Source organism: Fulvivirga kasyanovii, assembly GCF_009711405.1.
Lineage (GTDB): Bacteria > Bacteroidota > Bacteroidia > Cytophagales > Cyclobacteriaceae > Fulvivirga > Fulvivirga kasyanovii.
Window position 1 is genome coordinate 13,064 of the sequence record NZ_SMLW01000633.1, and the last position, 17,697, is coordinate 30,760.

General features: G+C 43.2%; 20 protein-coding genes. 7 read left to right on the plus strand and 13 right to left on the minus strand.

Features of this window, described 5'->3' with window-relative positions:
• Window positions 1–26: 26 nt before the first annotated feature.
• From E1163_RS21645 to E1163_RS21655, 3 genes are read right to left on the minus strand one after another with little or no spacing between them, the layout of a single operon-like run.
• Window positions 27–233 carry a hypothetical protein gene (locus E1163_RS21645; protein WP_155174558.1) on the minus strand — a complete coding sequence of 69 codons (207 nt, stop codon included), beginning with the start codon at window positions 231–233 and terminating at the stop codon, window positions 27–29.
• Complete coding sequence (locus E1163_RS21650) at window positions 230–1,624, minus strand: radical SAM protein (RefSeq protein WP_155174559.1); 1,395 nt, start codon at window positions 1,622–1,624, stop codon at window positions 230–232. The genes E1163_RS21645 and E1163_RS21650 overlap by 4 nt, the downstream gene beginning before the upstream one ends.
• A complete protein-coding gene (locus E1163_RS21655) occupies window positions 1,614–2,357 on the minus strand; it encodes a prolipoprotein diacylglyceryl transferase (RefSeq protein WP_155174560.1) in 744 nt (247 codons plus the stop codon). The genes E1163_RS21650 and E1163_RS21655 overlap by 11 nt, the downstream gene beginning before the upstream one ends.
• 168 nt (window positions 2,358–2,525) lie before the next feature.
• Here E1163_RS21655 and E1163_RS21660 point away from each other — a divergent pair, with 168 nt between their 5' ends.
• Window positions 2,526–3,344, plus strand: a complete 819-nt coding sequence (locus E1163_RS21660; RefSeq protein WP_155174561.1) for a hypothetical protein — start codon at window positions 2,526–2,528, stop codon at window positions 3,342–3,344.
• Window positions 3,345–3,427: 83 nt separating this feature from the next.
• On the opposite strand, the gene E1163_RS21665 is transcribed toward E1163_RS21660, so the two are convergent.
• From E1163_RS21665 to E1163_RS21695, 7 genes are all read right to left on the minus strand, one after another.
• Window positions 3,428–4,492, minus strand: a complete 1,065-nt coding sequence (locus E1163_RS21665) for a branched-chain amino acid aminotransferase (RefSeq protein ID WP_155174562.1) — start codon at window positions 4,490–4,492, stop codon at window positions 3,428–3,430.
• Window positions 4,493–4,575: 83 nt separating this feature from the next.
• On the minus strand, window positions 4,576–5,124 hold the full coding sequence (locus E1163_RS21670; protein WP_155174563.1) for a cob(I)yrinic acid a,c-diamide adenosyltransferase: 549 nt from the start codon (window positions 5,122–5,124) through the stop codon (window positions 4,576–4,578).
• A 12-nt stretch (window positions 5,125–5,136) separates the two neighbouring features.
• Window positions 5,137–5,850 (minus strand): ABC transporter ATP-binding protein, encoded by a 714-nt coding sequence (locus E1163_RS21675; RefSeq protein ID WP_155174564.1) that lies wholly within the window; start codon window positions 5,848–5,850, stop codon window positions 5,137–5,139.
• A gap of 169 nt (window positions 5,851–6,019) precedes the next feature.
• The gene (locus tag E1163_RS21680; RefSeq protein WP_155174565.1) at window positions 6,020–6,571 is read right to left on the minus strand and encodes a phosphohydrolase; all 552 of its coding nucleotides are present in this window, start codon (window positions 6,569–6,571) and stop codon (window positions 6,020–6,022) included.
• A complete protein-coding gene (locus tag E1163_RS21685) occupies window positions 6,568–7,434 on the minus strand; it encodes an alpha/beta fold hydrolase (RefSeq protein WP_155174566.1) in 867 nt (288 codons plus the stop codon). The genes E1163_RS21680 and E1163_RS21685 overlap by 4 nt, the downstream gene beginning before the upstream one ends.
• A gap of 46 nt (window positions 7,435–7,480) precedes the next feature.
• The gene (locus E1163_RS21690) at window positions 7,481–7,921 is read right to left on the minus strand and encodes an acyl-CoA thioesterase (protein WP_155174567.1); all 441 of its coding nucleotides are present in this window, start codon (window positions 7,919–7,921) and stop codon (window positions 7,481–7,483) included.
• A gap of 53 nt (window positions 7,922–7,974) precedes the next feature.
• On the minus strand, window positions 7,975–8,916 hold the full coding sequence (locus E1163_RS21695) for a TetR family transcriptional regulator C-terminal domain-containing protein (RefSeq protein ID WP_155174568.1): 942 nt from the start codon (window positions 8,914–8,916) through the stop codon (window positions 7,975–7,977).
• Window positions 8,917–9,039: 123 nt separating this feature from the next.
• Here E1163_RS21695 and E1163_RS21700 point away from each other — a divergent pair, with 123 nt between their 5' ends.
• Window positions 9,040–10,140 (plus strand): hypothetical protein, encoded by a 1,101-nt coding sequence (locus E1163_RS21700; protein ID WP_155174569.1) that lies wholly within the window; start codon window positions 9,040–9,042, stop codon window positions 10,138–10,140.
• Between the two features lie 10 nt (window positions 10,141–10,150).
• On the opposite strand, the gene E1163_RS21705 is transcribed toward E1163_RS21700, so the two are convergent.
• Both E1163_RS21705 and E1163_RS21710 read right to left on the minus strand, forming a co-directional pair.
• Window positions 10,151–10,912, minus strand: a complete 762-nt coding sequence (locus E1163_RS21705) for an NRDE family protein (protein ID WP_155174570.1) — start codon at window positions 10,910–10,912, stop codon at window positions 10,151–10,153.
• 39 nt (window positions 10,913–10,951) lie between these two features.
• The gene (locus tag E1163_RS21710; RefSeq protein ID WP_155174577.1) at window positions 10,952–11,554 is read right to left on the minus strand and encodes a ribonuclease HII; all 603 of its coding nucleotides are present in this window, start codon (window positions 11,552–11,554) and stop codon (window positions 10,952–10,954) included.
• A gap of 133 nt (window positions 11,555–11,687) precedes the next feature.
• On the opposite strand from E1163_RS21710, the gene E1163_RS21715 reads away from it, so the two are divergent.
• From E1163_RS21715 to E1163_RS21730, 4 genes are all read left to right on the plus strand, one after another.
• Window positions 11,688–12,239, plus strand: coding sequence for an NUDIX domain-containing protein (locus E1163_RS21715; RefSeq protein WP_155174571.1), 552 nt, complete (start codon window positions 11,688–11,690; stop codon window positions 12,237–12,239).
• A 193-nt stretch (window positions 12,240–12,432) separates the two neighbouring features.
• Entirely contained in the window at window positions 12,433–13,782 is a 1,350-nt protein-coding gene (locus E1163_RS21720; protein ID WP_155174572.1) for an MATE family efflux transporter, read from the plus strand.
• 302 nt (window positions 13,783–14,084) lie between these two features.
• Window positions 14,085–14,705 carry a sigma-70 family RNA polymerase sigma factor gene (locus E1163_RS21725; protein WP_155174573.1) on the plus strand — a complete coding sequence of 207 codons (621 nt, stop codon included), beginning with the start codon at window positions 14,085–14,087 and terminating at the stop codon, window positions 14,703–14,705.
• Window positions 14,706–14,962: 257 nt separating this feature from the next.
• Window positions 14,963–15,730, plus strand: coding sequence for an acyl-CoA desaturase (locus E1163_RS21730; protein ID WP_155174574.1), 768 nt, complete (start codon window positions 14,963–14,965; stop codon window positions 15,728–15,730).
• Window positions 15,731–15,800: 70 nt separating this feature from the next.
• Here the strand turns inward: E1163_RS21730 and E1163_RS21735 are convergent, their stop codons facing one another.
• Complete coding sequence (locus E1163_RS21735; protein WP_155174575.1) at window positions 15,801–16,493, minus strand: NUMOD4 domain-containing protein; 693 nt, start codon at window positions 16,491–16,493, stop codon at window positions 15,801–15,803.
• 334 nt (window positions 16,494–16,827) lie between these two features.
• Here E1163_RS21735 and E1163_RS21740 point away from each other — a divergent pair.
• Window positions 16,828–17,697 (plus strand): hypothetical protein (locus E1163_RS21740; protein WP_155174576.1); only part of this gene is annotated, 870 nt, incomplete at its 3' end.

Consider the following 17,697-nt stretch of genomic DNA (forward strand, 5'->3'; position numbering starts at 1 on the left):
AAAATGAAGTTTATAAAAGGTAAAAACTATGCGTTCATTAATGTGCCGCAAATGCCACCGGCAATTAACAGGTAAACTCCTGACAAAATAAAAAACACTTTTGCTCTTTTAGCATCTTTTTTTCTAAAAACAATGCCAAGAATAAGAAAAAGCAGGGGAGGGCCAAATATAATGACCAGAATCATAATCATGAGTCCAAGCAGTGCATTATCGCTTACTTCCAGAAGTATCATATTTCCTGATTTTGAAGTTTTGTTAAATATTCTCTTTTCTCATCCCTGTAAAACAGGTTCATGGTTTCGAATGGGATGATCTTGTTGTCTTTATTGACGATATGCACGCACGATTTTTTAATGGCGCGTACATCAAAATTATGTGCATCCACAAACTGCATGATAATTACCCTGAACAGGTTATCATACCCCAGGGCAGGGGCATCAATCTGCGGCAGGCAACAGAGTATGGAATGAAGCTTTTCCGTGGCACCATCCACCGAATTTCCTGTACTGAATAACTCGATCATTTTGCCTTTCAAATGGTCGTCCTGCTCATAAACGATGGTGTTTTTGCTATTGTCCAGCAGGTCTGCCGGGTTTATGTACCGGGTTAAGGGAAATGCTTCACCGCCTAATTTCAAGGCATAGCCCATCACCAAGGCATCGGGATTGCAAGGCACAGGTATGAGATCATCAGCCTGAAAGGTATCGGTCTGCTCCAAAATTTTCCTCCTTACTTCTGTCAGTGTGATCCTGTCAGTCTCCGTATTAAAATTTTCAAGCCTGCCTGCAATTTGCGTTGGCTGAAATGTGACGCCTCGAACGCATCGCTGTTTTAAGGCAAACTCAATGGTTTTTCCTATCTCGTCATCATTGAGGTGCTTCTGAAGGGTGACCACCAGGGTTGTTGACAGGTTCAGTTCATTTAAATGATCTAAAGCCTGTTGCCTGATTTTCAGCAGCTCCGCTCCCCGCATGGCGCGCAGTACTTCCTCTCTGAAAGAATCAAACTGCAGATATACCTCAAAATCAGGAGCGTATGATACCAGCCTTTTTGCAAAGTCAAAATTTTTGGCAATTTCGATACCGTTTGTATTGACCATCAGGTGCTTGATGGGCAGTGTTTTGGCATAGTCGAGTATCTCAAAAAAATGAGGATGAATGGTAGGTTCCCCTCCGCTGATTTGCACTACATCAGGCTCCCTTTCATTTTCTACAATGGCATCCAGCATAGCCTTGACCTCATCCAGTGTCCGGTGCCTGCCATACCCGGGAGAGGAGCCTGCATAGCAGGTAGGACAGCTCAGGTTGCACCGGTCGGTAACCTCAACTACCGTAAGGCAGGAGTGCTGCTCATGGTCGGGACACAGCCCGCAATCATAAGGACAGCCATAATCGGTTGCCGTATTGAATTTATAAGGTGTCTCGGAAGGCTTGTTGTAGTTCCGTATATTTTTATAATACTCTACGTCATCCGCTATCAATACTTTGGAAGCACCGTGATCTCTGCAGCGTTTAAGCATATAGACATTCCCTTTTTCAAAAACGATTTTGGCATCTACCCTCTTCAGGCATTCAGGGCAGAGGCTGAGGGTAAAGTCATAATAAGTATATTTTCTAGTAGGCATATTTCAACAACTTAACAAAGGTACGGCGGTAGTAGACAAAGCATATAATGCATAACCACTGGATACTACTCAGCCCTAAGGTATAAAAGATATTAGGTTTAATGAACTCTATCAGAAACCGGAAACCGAAATATGAAAGCATAAACCATTGAAACAAAACACCACTTTCCAGCTTATCTTGCTTTGCTAACCGTGTGAAAACTATAAAAATTATGGCCAGATATAGAATTTCATAAAGTGCTATCGGGTGGCGGAGCATTCCGTCTCCAAGGTCCATGGCTGCGAAAAATGAGGTTTCCGTACCATAGGTAAATTCATTGGTCCCGGCCAGGAAGCAGCCAATTCTGCCAATGAAGATGCCCAGAATAATGGGAAGTGTAAATAAATCGCCCGAAGATCGCTTTTCACCTATCTTCCACTTAGCTATTTCTACCCCGAGCAATCCTCCGAAAAGTCCTCCCATTATAGTTTTTACATTCAACAGATGGATCAGTCCGTCCACAGAGTAATCAAATACAGGATTTTCCATAAACCCCATGATCCGGGAACCTGCCAGCGCACCAAGAGTGGCTCCCAATATGATCGTCAGTCTGGTTGATGATGAGAGGTGGTCACTGCTTTTTCTTCTTAAATACAAGTAATACCTGAAAGCCACAAAAAAAGCCAGGTACTCCAGAATCAGGTGAACATTAACAGAAACGCCGGCAACAGTCGGCTCAAATGGGATAGTCAAATGTTTGTTCTGTGGTTAAATTATTTCAATCGCGCATTCTAAAAATAGCTATAACAACTTTTGTAAGCAAGTACACCAGGAAGGGCTTATGTCTGTGTCTTTTTTTCATAACACTCCTATATCCCTCCATGTTGATCAGAATAAACTTTTAAACTAAATCTACACTTTATGAAACACTTAAAATTTTATTATTTGGTCGGCCTAAGCTGCGTTTTCCCATTTATATTAAGCTCATGCCAGGAGGAGGAAACCTTAGTAAAAGACCAGGAGGTGCAATTTAGCTTCGATGTGGTCAGTTCAGGGGCAAATGCCGGAAGAATGGGGGCCGTGGAAGAAGAGAATATCAGGTATGTATACCTGACCATTAAAGATGAGACCGGCAATGCTGTTTATGCATGGCACACGGCCGAATTGCACAAGTTTGGTTCTCATTATATCACCAGGCCGCTTCTTTTAAAGGAGGGTAACTATACTATAACCAACTATGCTATAATGGACAGCGCCCGTAACTTTGTATATGCCACCCCTCGTGAAGACAGGAATATATCCTACCTGGTTAAAGATCCCCTACCTATTGAGTTCACCGTGTCAAAAGATGATATCACTGAGGTAAAGCCGGAAGTGATACCTATTGATTTGAGCAGTGATCCGGATGATTTTGGTTATGCCTCCTTCGGTTTCGATCAGGTCGACATTGTACATGGATATATTGCAGTTTTCATAGAAGGCGCATATGACCGGTATATTCTGACAAATGCAGACCTGGAAATATATGCAAGAGATTGGCAGGAACCTGAGTATAACTTTATTAAGCAGCGCGGCTTGTACGAGAAAAACAATCTGGTCACTTTCTCTAGGGCATATAACCAGTACAAGCTTCGTATTAAAAGGCCCGGGTTTAAAACCTATGAGAATGTATTTTCCATTACCGAACTGGGGCACCTTTCACATCGTCCTCTGCAGGTTTATCTTCAAAAGGAGGAGTAAGTGCCAAACTTTTCGGGTGAAATTACAATAGAAAAGGCTGCTCCGAAAAGGGGCAGCCTTTAATTTATGGTCTTTCAAGCCGCTTATATTTTATGCAACCAGTTAAATTTATCCTCGGCTTTACCAAGCTTGATATCGTCAAGGGTTTTCAAAACTTTGTTTGAGAATTCCCTGTTTTCAACAGCCGGCAACTGATAGTCTGTGCCATCATACCCAATAAGCTCAATGTGAGCAATTGTCGCAGCAGTACCTGCACCAAAAGCTTCCTGGAGCCTTCCTTCTTTGGCGGCTGCTATTACTTCTGCTACCTCTACTTTTCTTTCCTCTACTTCGTAGCCCCAGTCACGAGCCAGGGTAAGTACACTGTCCCTGGTAATCCCTGGCAAAATAGTATCGCCCAATGCAGGGGTGATCAGTTTACCATCAATAACGAACATTACGTTCATTGTGCCTGACTCTTCGATATATTTATGCTCTTTGCCATCAGTCCATACCAGTTGGTCATAGCCTTTTTGCTGGGCAAGCATTGCAGGGTAGATAGCAGGGCCATAGTTACAGCCTGTTTTGCAGAAGCCGCTACCGCCTTCTACAGCTCTCACGAAATGGTTTTCTATTTTTACTTTTACCGGCTTCGCATAGTAAGCACCTACAGGACAGGTGATGATCATAAACTTAAAGTTCTGTGAAGGGCGTATTCCGATATAGTCATCATTTGAAAATACGAACGGACGGATGTAAAGCGACGTGCCGTCCACCTCAGGAACCCAGTCTCTATCAATATCCAGTAGCGTATTCAATGCATCAAAATAAATATTTTCAGGCAGCTCAGGCATACACATGCGAATGGCAGACTTGTTCAGTCGTTCAATATTCTTATCAGGCCTAAAGACAAATACATCGCCATTATTATGTTTATAAGCTTTCAAACCTTCAAAAATTGAAATCCCGTAATGCAACGCAGGGCTGGCAGGACTGATTTGCAATGGCTCATAAGGCTCGATTTTGAAGTTTTTCCATTGTCCATCGACATAATCAGCCATAAACTGGTGGTCGGAATAGGTTTTTCCAAACTGGATATTCTGAAAATCAACCTGGCCGATTTTAGATTGGGCAATCTTTCTAATGTCCATATTTTCTGTGGCAATCATAATTGTATTGTTATGTAACTAACACTCGTTAGGCTTCCGCAAAAGTAGTAAAATCTTTACAAGTTCAAAACGTGAAACCTGCTTTACATTCTTGGCTTCCAGGGTGTCTCCTCAGCATTCAGTTCTTTTGACATCTTCCGCGAAAGCACAAAAAGATAGTCCGAAAGCCTGTTGAGGTACTGTATGACCGTAGCATGTACAGGTTCATGGTCGTTCAAAGCTACTACCAGGCGCTCTGCCCTGCGGCAAACACATCTTGCCACATGGCAAAAGGAGACAGCAGTATGGCCACCCGGAAGAACAAAGCTCTTCATCGGCGGCAATTCATCCTCCATTTTATCTATTTCCTTTTCAAGAGATTCAATATCAGCATCTTGTAAGGCCGGTACTTTTACCTTGGTATTCCCGGGTTCAGTGGCCAGTATGGAGCCTATGGTGAAAAGCCGGTCCTGAACTTCTACAAGTACCTCTTTTCGTTTTGCATTTACTTCCTGGTCCCTAACCAGCCCAATATAAGAATTTAGTTCATCAATAGTACCATAGGCGTTGATCCTTTCGTGTGATTTTGACACCCTGGCACCTCCGAAAAGTGCTGTTGTACCTTTATCTCCTGTTTTTGTATATACCTTCATTCACTGTTTTGCTTACTGTCGTACTTCCTGACGAACCACATTTTGGTTGATCTCGTCAGTTTCTACCAGGCCATCGCGCAGTCTGATGATCCTATGGGCATAATGTGCGATATCATCCTCATGGGTAACCATGATGATCGTATTGCCGCGGTCATGAAGCTGCTGGAACAGGTCCATGATGTCATAAGATGTTTTGGAATCGAGGTTACCCGTAGGCTCATCAGCCAGAATAATACTTGGGCTGTTCACCAAAGCCCGTGCTATGGCTACCCGCTGGCGCTGACCGCCGGAAAGTTCATTAGGTTTGTGGTCGGCACGGTCTGCAAGTCCCACATTATTCAGGGCCTCCAATGCCATTTCCTCACGATCATACCGGTTATAGCCCGCATACACCAGAGGAAGTGCTACGTTTTCCAGAGAACTGGCACGGGGCAAAAGATTAAAGGTCTGGAATACAAACCCGATCTCCTTATTACGGATTTCAGCCAGCTCGTTTTCAGTCAGGTCACTTACATTATTGTTGTTAAGAATGTAACTGCCACTGGTGGGGGTGTCCAGGCAGCCTATGATGTTCATCAAGGTAGATTTCCCTGAGCCGGAAGGCCCCATAAAAGCAACATACTCTCCTTTATTTATTTCTATAGAGATTGACTTTAGTGCCTCTACTGTCTGATTACCCATTCGATAAACTTTCGAAATTTCGTGGGTTTCTATAATCTTTGTCATTGCGCTACTGGTGGTCTTGTCAAAAATAGGAAATATTGATATCAACCGCTAATTACGCAAGGTACTCTTCGTTAAGATATGTTTATTACTTAAACGGTCAATCCGGTGACTGAATGAATAACAGACTGGTTGTTTTAAGGTTAGCATCTTAAACCCTGAAGGAGCAAGGTTAGCTCTTGAACATTGGAAAGGGTGTAAACGGATGTTTAAGAATATGTTTAAACGACTTCTTTACCAGTGTCATATGGAAGCCATGATAGGGGAAAACACTGATAAGTTCCTCTGTAAGTTCCCGGGGCACACCAAAGCTTTTGATGCCTTTGGTCACATCAATCCAGTCTGCACGGCGGAAGCTCTCAATTAATAACTGGTGTTTGCCGGCATAGGCAGACCTTTTGTGATGCCAGAAAATCATCCCGGCTATGATCTTGGTGTCAGGATAGTTTTGAAGATACTCCTGCATGGCAAAAATGGACGGTTTGATATAGTCAAAGGTCTTGTCCGTCCATATACCAATATCATGAAAGGCCGCCGCATAAGCAAGCTGGCCTCTTACTTTCGAGTTCATATGCTCCGATTTCCTCACCATGTATAGCGCATAGTGAAATACCCGGTAGACATGATTCCTGTATTTTTGGAAATCATCTCCGAGATATTCAGCGTAATGCTCCAATACCTGCTCTATAACAGGCTCATTATAGGTGATCGGAAAGCTCTTCATGTAGCCGGCTCAAGTTCTGATTGTTCGAGAAACTGCAGGCAGGTTTTGACTACTTCTTCATCCTTCAAAATTCTGGTGTGTCCAAGCCCCTTTGTAGTAACCAAGCGTGCATCAGGATAAACGTTTAACAGGGCCTCAGGGTTTTCCAGGTCCACTTCCCGGTCATCCTCGTCGTATATCAGTAAAAGGTCTATTTTCCTGAGGCTCTGAGCAATATGTGTCGCTGTATATTCTTCAAAACGTTTGCCGAATTTTTTCATTACATACGCATCGAAGTACTCTTTACACCTATTTGAAGCTTTAAGCCTGTGAATAAACTCATCCACAATTTTATGTGCCAGGGTGGGCGAACTGATCATTACCAGTTTATGGGTTGGGATGCCGTCATTAATGGCAATCATGGCAGCCACGCCTCCCAGTGAGTGCCCCACAATCATTTCAAAGCCCCCGTACTTCGAGTGCAGATTTTCTATCATCCCGGCAAACTCCATAAGGTGCGATTTGTTACCCTCGGACTTGCCGTGGCCGGTGGCATCAAAACTGACAACCTGATAGCCGGAACTGTTAAAATCTTCCACAAACTTTCTGAATTGTGTTCCTCGGCCCATCCAGCCATGCACAAAAAGTATGGGCCTGCCTTCTCCCCACTCATATACCTGCACCTGTTTGCCCTCATAGTTGACTTTATAAGTATTAGCCTTTTGGGCCATTTCCACTTCCCCGTAAGGCATTTTGTATCTTACCGGAGTGAAAAATATCCGCACAAACCATCTCTTGGCCAGCCATGGAGCTATTTTTTCGACTTTTGGAAATAACCAGCCAACTATCCTTAAAGCAATCGGAGTTTTAATTTTCTTTTTCATGGGGAATTTTTTAGTAGTGAGGTGTTAGTATTGAGTGTGAGATGAGTCAGCCTGTTACAGTCTCATTGATCTCAGTGCTTTCCATTTGGTTCATTACGGTAGCGATTTCCTCGGGTGGGGAAACTACCTTTCTGGCCCTGAGGTCCAGCCACGCCCCTCTGTATATCAGCTCAGCCGCAACAGTGCCATCCTCTTTATAAACATAATGCTTGATCGTCCACTTTCTGCCTCCGGGAGAGAGTTCTATCAAATGGCAGTCGAGGGTTACTTTTTCGGAGAGCATTACCTCCCGTCGGAAGTCGGTCTGAGTACCGAATATAATCGGTCCTATGCCCAACTGCTGCAGCCTGTTGAAAGGTACACCATGATCATTGAAGAACCTTATTCGCGTCTGGTCCGCATAATCCAGGTATACGGTATGCCTCATGTGCATGTTAGGGTCTACATCAGACCATTTTACTTCAAATTGGGTTGTGTATTTCTTCATATTTCAAGACCGTTCGGTCTGTTTGTTGGTAAAAAATTTTTATTTACACAGGATCAGCCGCTTGTAAAACATGCGCTGATCTCATCAAGCACTATTTCAATATTTTTAAAAACTTCAATATCCGTAAACCTTAATAACCTGATATTGAAATGATCCAGATCTTTATGATCTTCAGGAGAAGGAGCTTGGCCGGCACCGTCCAGTTTTATGGCCAGCTTTTCTTCGGTGCAATAAAAATCTAGTACAAGGTCGCCAATACCATAATTGCGGCGAAAATCGCGGCCACCAAGCTGTCTTTCTTTTAAATAGCCCCAGAGGGTAGCTGCCGCCGGGGTTTGGTAGCTATTTTGCGGCCTCAATGCCGGCTGCCTGTCGGTGTTGGGAGAAGATTTTCCCAATACCAGTATTTTCTCACTGATATAATCCTTTAGATAATTGGCAGCCAGTTCAATACAAGCATAATTATCATTTACCCTGGACATGATGATTGCCCCTTCCAAAGTGGCAACAAAAAGTGTGGCCACCACTTTTATGTCCGTGTCAGGTTTAAATTCTCCAGCGTCTATTCCCTCTGCCAGTTTGATTTCCACATATTTTGTCAGCCCCTTCATGCCTTCCCTGGCCTTTGCTTTCAACTCGGGATGTGTATTGGTGGAGTCCATGGCTGTATTGAATATCGGGCAGCCCCCGCCTTTTACCATGGGATCATGGATGAGGGAAACAAATACATCGATCACTGAATTGAGCTTATCAAATGAGGTTTTGTCCTTATCCAGTCTTTCCCTGAATCTCTTTATGACCCTGTTGTAATTATAATTAAATGCCTCAATAGCAATCTCGTCTTTATTGCGGAAATGGTTGTAAATGCCACCCTTTTTTAACTTTGTGGCCTCCATGATGTGGCTCAGGGAGCAACCGTGGTATCCATAGGTATTAAACAGCTCTGCGGATTGCTGTATGATTCGTTCTCTTGTGGATAATTCTTTTAATTCCATGATTAATACCGACCGGTTGGTCTCAAAAGTAAGAAAAGATATATTCTAATGCAAACATGCCTGATTTTCATAATGCGTAGTTTATTTATAACTTGTTGACTTGATTAAACTTACCGGCACTTCATGCGAAAAATTATTTACTTTATCCTACTCTTCTCTTTTTTTACCATTAGTTGCTCTTCCGATGATGAGGGTGGCGTTCTTGCTGTAGAATGCACGGCCAACAGCCTGCCAAGGGGAAACCGTCTAATGGGCATGGATCTGCTGGATGAAACACCCTCCAGCGATTTTTCCAACAATTTTGCTCTGGCTCAGGAAGTGGGAATTGATTTTATTGGTGTCCACTTACAATGGACAACCCTGGAGCCACAGCCTATGACTTATGAAGACCCCTCAGGTGCCCTGGCACTTTTTAACGATTTCATTGAGGCCAATGATCTGAAGTTCTCACTGACCCTTCGCCCCATTGATCTCACGGGCAAGACAGTACCAGAAGACCTCGAAACCACAAGATTCAATAATCCTGAGCTTATCTCCCGGTTTAAGGCAGTAATTGATTTTGTATTTGCAAAGATCGATTACAAGAGGCTGACCTCACTACAGGTGGGCAATGAAATCGACGGTTACGATTACAGTAATGAGCATCCTGATTTTTGGAGTGACTATGGGGCATTTCTTTGGGAGATCAACAGCTATGCAAACACAAACTATCCGGGATTGAAAGTAGGGTTTACCGCTACCCATAAAGGTTTGACTCATGGGCCATTGAGCGATGCCGGTGTTTTTACGGCCCTGGCATCAGTTGTCGATGTGCTGGGCGTAACGTATTATCCTATTGATGCCGATTATGAAGTAGAGAGTCCAGAGGCCCCGGCTACTGATCTTGCTGCACTGGTATCTGCTTATAAGGATACTCCCATATACCTTCAGGAAGTAGGTTATCCTTCTGCCAGTGCTAATGCCAGTTCGGAAGAGATACAGGCTCAGTTTGTTTGTCAGTTTTTTCAGGCCTGGGATACCTACTCCGCCGAAATACCTTTGGTAAGCTGGGTGCGGCTACACGATGCCTCGTTGGATGGTGCCAAACAACTGGCCGGCCCTTATGGGCTTACTGAGAATGGATTTATAGAATTTTTAAGAACACTCGGCCTGAGGACTCACGATGGACAGGACAAGGCTGCTTTTACCATGCTGAAGGAGCAAACCCAAAACAGAGGCTGGTAGCTTAAATGAGTTATACTTTCAACTCGTAAGCTCTGTCAGTATAGCTGAAATCAGTGGTGTTGTAGGTGCGCTCCAGGTAATGGATGTGGTTATCATTGCTGACCAAAAGCACGGTAGAGCAGCGTGATCCGTAATCTGGGCTTTTAATGAACATAGGGGAGAGCATGCTTTCCCTTTCAAGGCCTACACCGGTATCCGGCAGCAAATGCTCAGGAGCTTTGATATCATCATAAAGCGCCTCAAACAGTTGCTCGGGCTCAATCTTTTCTCTTTTCAAAATCGACCGGAGCTTATTTAGCCCTTTATCTACTTTAGGCCATTGAGTATTAAGCAAAGCGTTGCTCAGGCCATGGTATCCGCTGGTGATGGGGTGTACGCCGGTTTTGTAATTGCCATAGTAATAAAGCTCATCCACCGTTCCGCAGATCAGGTTAAAACCGTTGTATAAGCTCCCTTTCTCTGAGATCTGTTGCAGATAGTCTTGGGCATGTTCTTCATTTTCAAGAAAATCAGATACCAGATGCCCCCGCGAAGGAGCATTTTGTTTGATGTTTTTCAGGTCACGATAGTTGGTAAGCATGCTGATCTTGCCCTGCCTGTTGATGCCCATCCAGGTGCCTCCGGCAGTTAAATCTTTGCCAGCCAGTATTGCAGGGTTGTCTTCCCAAAACGTTGCAGGTTCCGTTGGTCGGCTATAAAACTCATCGCGGTTGGCCGCTACCACCAGCTTATATTCAGGGTGTGTTTTGTATGCAAATAATATTAGGCACATAGACTTATGAGGATCATCATGAAAATTGATCTTTGTGGGTTAAAGTTCAAATAATTCCAATTGCTCCGGTAGCTGCCTGAATGACTTCCTGTGAAAGTCTGTAAGGCCATGGATTTTTATAGCATCACGATGGGCTGTGGTCGGGTAGCCCATATTACTTTGCCACTCATATTCCGGATGTTGTATGGCAAGTTCGCACATATATTCATCACGGTAAGTTTTGGCCAATATTGAGGCAGCAGCGATAGAGTAATACTTACCATCACCTTTGATGATGCATTCAAATGGGATCTCATTATGCGGTTTGTACCTGTTGCCATCAATAAGCAGTAGTTCCGGAATGCTTTTTAGTTGATCTACAGCCCGGTTCATAGCCAGGTAGGAGGCATTGAGGATATTTACCTTGTCAATTTCGTGATTATCCACGAAAGATACCGCCCAGCAAATGGCTTCCTTTTCAATTTCCAGTCTGAGAGTATCGCGTTTTTTTCTGGGCAACTGTTTGGAATCATTGAGTACCGGGTGTTTATAATCGCGGGGCAGGATAACCGCTGCCGCTACAACAGGCCCTGCCAGACAACCACGTCCTGCTTCATCGCATCCGGCTTCTAGCTTGTCATCTGAAAAAAATGGAAGGAGCATAACCACAAAAATAACTTTCCTTTTCAATTACTCAAGGATAATTGATAATTACCTCGATCCCTTAAAAGTTGCCCGGCTTTAAAAATTAAAAACAAACTCTGAATACCACCTTCGGATTTGATAGTTTTGCGGCATGGAAGAAATCAAAAATCCCTGGCAGACATTGTCTACGGAAGAGAAGTATGATAATCCCTGGATCAATGTGGAGGAGCATCAGATTATTAACCCTGGTGGTGGGAGAGGCATTTATGGTAAGGTGCATTTCAAGAACAAAGCCATAGGCATTATCCCGCTTGACGAGGAAGGCAACACCTGGATCGTAGGCCAGTACCGATACACACTGGATGAATATTCGTGGGAAATACCCGAAGGTGGAGGCCCTATGCATGAAGATCCATTGGGAGCTGCACAAAGAGAGCTGAAGGAAGAAACGGGGCTGACAGCAGCAAACTGGGAAATGATTATGAGGTTCCATACTTCCAACTCTGTGACAGATGAGGAGGGGCTTATATACCTGGCTACCGACCTTACTCCCGGGGAAAGGGAGCTCGAGGAATCCGAATCTGACCTTGTGCTTAAAAAACTTCCTTTCGAAGAGGTGCTGCGCATGGTGATGGATCAGGAAATAACGGACAGCATGAGCGTTGCCGGTATATTAAAAGTTGCCAGAATGAAAGGATACTGACATTTTTCCAAAACAAAAGATATTTACCTTCGTAAACCCTTAATTCCCGGAGGTGATCCTGATCACCTCAAAATAATTTTACAATCAGCCAGGCCTGTTTGACCAATATTTTTACCCGAGCTTATTTATAAAGAGAGGGTACGTGGTACTTTTTGGGTAACCTTAAAGTACACACCGTGCCACTGGAAATGTAATGACAAAACAAAACTACATAGAGCATCTCAAGAAGAATTTCTTTCTGGCCTATCCGGTTATGCTGAGCCAGTTGGGCCATATGATGGTCAATGTAGCGGATAGCGTTATGGTGGGGCAGCTTGGTGCTTTGCCTTTGGCGGGAGCTTCCCTGGCCAACGTTATTTTTCACCTGCTGCTGATGTTTGGTATAGGGGTGTCTTACGCAGTTACACCTCTGGTAGCTGCAGCAGATGGTGCTGACGACAAGAAAAAATCCGGGGAGCTGTTGAAGCATGCTCTGCTGATCAATACTATAACAGGCATTATCCTGTTTATCATAATTTCTGTAGGGGGTCGTGGGCTCTATTATTTAAACCAGCCCCAGGATGTTGTGGATATGGCTTTACCTTACCTCAATATTGTTACGCTGTCACTGATCCCACTTATGCTCTTTCAGACTTTCAGACAGTTTGCCGAAGGACTTTCCTACACCAAGCAGGCCATGATTATTGTTATTGGCTCTAACCTGGTCAATGTGGTACTCAACTACATTTTTATATATGGTAAACTGGGCATGGAGCCTATGGGCTTAAATGGAGCGGGATGGGCCTCGTTTATCGCAAGGGTTATTCTGGCGATCTGGATAGCTGTTTACATCTATATGGGGCACAACTTCAGGCCTTATCGCCCGGGGTTTGCCATTGGGCGGTACAGCAAAATGATGCTAAGAAAATTACTTAGTCTGGGGCTGCCCGCAGGCTTCCAGTTCATATTTGAAGTTGGAGCATTCGGGTTCGCAGTGATCATGATCGGCTGGATCGGTACTGAGGCACTTGCTGCCCACCAGATAGCCATCAATCTGGCAGCGATTAGCTATATGATGGCTTCCGGGTTATCTGCGGCAGCTACTGTGCGCGTAGGCAATCAGTTGGGGCAAAAGGACATTCCTTCACTGCGTGCAGCGGCCTTTACCATCTATGGGATGGTGGTAGTATTTATGGCATTCTGTGCCACTGTATTTATAACCGGAAGATACTTTCTGCCTTCTTTATATATTGACAATGCGGATGTTATACAAACTGCTTCTACACTCCTGATCATTGCTGGCTTCTTCCAGATTTCCGACGGTGTGCAAGTAGTAAGCCTGGGTGCCTTGCGCGGACTCGCAGATGTGAAAATACCTACAGCATTGACATTTATCGCCTATTGGGTACTGGCTTTGCCTTTAGGGTATTATCTTGGTTTTACGCTGGAAATGGGTGCCGAAGGGGTGTGGTATGGTCTTTTGATTGGCCTGTCTATCGTAGCTGTGGTTATGTTCTGGCGTTTCAATTTTCTTACAAAACGGTTGGCTGCTGCCGGCAGATAGTAAAGGGTCAGATGGAACTTCCGGGGAGACTCTAACTTTTCTCTTCTATGTTTGAAATGTAGAGTTGATAGCAGTTGGCAAACTTCGTATAGATAATGATATGTGCAGGTTATTGATTTGCAGTGGCCAGCTTCATATTGTATGTTTTAGTTTTTCAATCCATTTGCTTCACTGGTTTTTAGCATGATCCCATTCAAATGACTTCATAAAAGGAGAAAAACAGATTATATTGCGCTAACAATACTCAATTAATACTGTTAAATATAGTATCTTGTATCGTTATACATTGTACCTTTGTTGCAATGAATCAAAGTCAGGCCATAGCATTATATCAACCGTTGCTGCATCAAATCGCACTAAAAATGGTGGGATCGCTCGCCGATGCCGAAGATATTGTGCAGGACACTTTCCTGAAATGGCTGAGTACCAATACCGAAAAGATCGAAAATACTAGGGCTTACCTTATCAAGGCGGTGACCAATAACTGCATCAACCACCTCGAAGCTTTAAAGCGAAAAAAAGATGAGTGCCTGCAAAACCTGAACCCTTCCGAGCTGATCGACTGGTATAAGGAGAAAGAGTTTTTCCGGTTTGATATGGAAAACGAAATCTCGGCAGCACTGAATGTGATCCAAAAAAAGCTGGAGCCGCTCGAAAAAGGCATTTTTGTGTTAAGGGAGCTGTTTGATTTTGATTATGAAGAACTTCAGCACATTTTTGATAAGAAAAAAGATAACTGCAGACAGCTTTTTAGCCGGGCAAAGGGCAAGCTTTCAGAAGAAACCGGAAAGGTAAAAACAGATGTTGCCAATCATTCTATCATAGACAACTTCAAAAAGGCTTGTAATTTTGGCTCACCGGCCGACTTCATCAAAGAGGTGAAAAGGGAGATCAATCTAAAGCTGAACCATTCGCTGAGTTAATTACGGCTACAATTCACGGGAGTAAACAACTGCTCAAAAAAAATAAAATATTTTTTGTCACAAACTTCAGGCAGGCCTGTCTATATAAAGAAAGAGGTTGCCAGAAGTCTTCCTTAGCCATTCACTCCAATTGATTTGGATGTCCACATAGTTGCCGCTCCTTAGAGGGAGCTTCAAAATAGGGATTGGAATGTTGGTTGAACTTTTAGTGTTGCCTCTAAAAACCAATTGAATATTTTTAATAACAGGAAAACCCAATGGAAGTAATACTTATCTTTTTTATAGCGCACTGGTACTTGTCGCTCTTCTTTCAGACTTTCTTTTTACACAGGTATGCTGCACATAAAGCATTTACCATGAGTAAAACATGGGAGAAGGTATTCTTTGTACTCACCTGGATATTTCAGGGGTCAAACTACCTGAGTGCGTATGGCTATGGCATTATGCACCGCATGCACCATGCTTTTGCTGATACCCCCAATGACCCACACTCACCCAAATATGATGAGAGCCTGTTTAAAATGATGTGGAAGACGAAAACCATCTATTCGGGTATTACCAGCAAAACTATAAAGGTTGACGAGCGTTTTACGCGTGATATACCAGAATGGACAGCGTTCGATAAGTTTGCACGCTCATGGGTATCGCGCCTGATGTGGGGTGCCTTTTATGTATTTATGTACTGGCAGTTTGCCACAGTATGGTGGTTATGGCTGCTGCTTCCTATCCAATTCCTGATGTCGCCTGTTCATGGTGCTATCATCAATTGGTTCGCTCACAAATACGGCTATACCAACTTCAAAGTGGGTGACACCTCTAAAAATTTCCTGCCGGTTGATTTTCTTATGATGGGGGAAAGCTACCACAACAACCACCACAAGCATGGCGACCGCGCCAACTTTGGTGTAAGATGGCACGAGATTGACCCTACTTATCAGGTAATAAAACTACTAAACAAAGTAGGTATTATTAAACTGGTCAGGAATAAAGAAGTACAACTGACTGAAGTGAAAAAGGCTGCATAATAAAAGCCTGTCCTTAACAAGAAATCAGAACATCCGAAGTTTTCACAAGCTTCGGATGTTTTTTTATAGCCTATTTCTGAATATACTTCCAGACCACACCTTTATAGTGCGGCTTTCTTCCTTTGGCCACATCCAGAATGTGGTCATACTGAAATCCTGACCTCCTGGCTGCTTCTGCTATGCTTTCATAGGCCTTTACAAGGTCCCCTTTGCGATTATATCTGCCCACTTTCCTTCTGTTTCCGCCAATCTTTTTAAAAGTACTGCGGTCTGCATAAGAGAGATATGATAAGGTGCGATTGTTATCCGTCACACGTTTTTGCTTGACGGACATCGGTACCATTGTCAGGTTTTCAACCCGGTTGTTAAAACCATCATTGTCGATATTGATGACACACTGCTTAGGGTCCAGCTCACCCACAAAGGCCTGGTATACGATCCTCCTTACCTGCACATCGTAGCGCTTGTTTTCTTTGGAAAGCGCAGCCCTTAATGCATAGGTATGGTCTTTGGTGAATTTGTTAAAGTATTTATACACAGTCTGGCTCAGCACCTTGGAAGGCACCAGCAGAGGTTTTCCGCTTTTATGCTTTACATAACGGTCAAGAGATTTGATTCTACCGAGATTGGAAATGGCATAATAATCCTCAAATCCTTTGAGCGGACGCCACTCCTCTTCCGGCAAATCTTCAAGAGATTTAATTTGATACGGGTACAAGGTATAAGTCGGGTTTAGTTTACGATACGTAAACTTAAACCTCATAAATAAAAAATCATACGGTTAAGTGTAATTTTATGTGAAATTAGACCTTATGTGCCGTAAGATTTTGGAATTTTGGGTGGAATGAGGGTGAAGATACCGGATGTTGCAAAGGTTCTGGTGCTATGGTCTACAACTACGGACATCATTTTAAGACCTTCCTTATAATAACCCTTAAGCTCAGCAGAAACATATTAATAGGAGGATTAATGATATTGCCGCATGGCATTAACACAGTTTAACAAAATATACTTAAGCTTTTTAATAATGATGGCAATAAAATTACAATATATAGAAACAGAATTTAATTAATATTAGGAGTGATATGCTCGGGCAAATGATGAAAAGAAACACAATATTAACATTATTGATATTTTTAAATTGGTTTATCATCCATTCTTGCAGCATGATAAACACTGGAGAACCGTTACCGGGAAAGATAGTTGTTATGGACGCACAGAAAAAAGAATGTTCAATATATGAGGGATCAGATACTCCTAAATCATCTTTTAAATTAAAGAATGACGAGGCTGAATACAGTTGGGTGCAATGGTTGAATACAAAAGATGCTTTTATTGGTACGGTAGGAATTCCAGGATTAACAGCGATGGAATACAGGTGTAACATTGTACAGTTTGACCTATCGGGGAAAATTACGGGCAGAATTTATGAAGCAAAGAAAGGAGAACTTGCAGCACCAAGAAATTTGTCTTGGGATGACAAGTATCTGCTTTTTACAATTCAGCGAGAGGCCGACCCCATCAGGTATCCGTTTGAAGGTCTGGCACCGATGGTTTCCCTGGCAGTAGTGGATTTGGAGCAAAAGAAGGTTATTGTCAAATTAGACAGTGTTGGGCGGTTTCCAAATCTGAAAATAAACGAATCGCCCTGGCTCCATGAGGGCTACCAATTTGTTTACAGTATTGACGGAGGAACCAAATTTAAACTTGAAGAACAAGAAGAGCTTATCAACCCCGTGGAAACTACTGAAGGTATTTACCTTTTTGATATACTATCAGGTGAATATAAACTATTAGTTCCTGGCGGTCATTCCGCCATTGTCTCACCCACTAGTGATCAGATTGCTTATCAGAAGGATAATTCAATTAGGGTGCTTGATTTGAAAAATAATGTGGAAAAAACAATTTACAAGCGTGGTGCGAAAGAAACCTTACTTGGAATACACTGGACACCTGATGGAAAATAT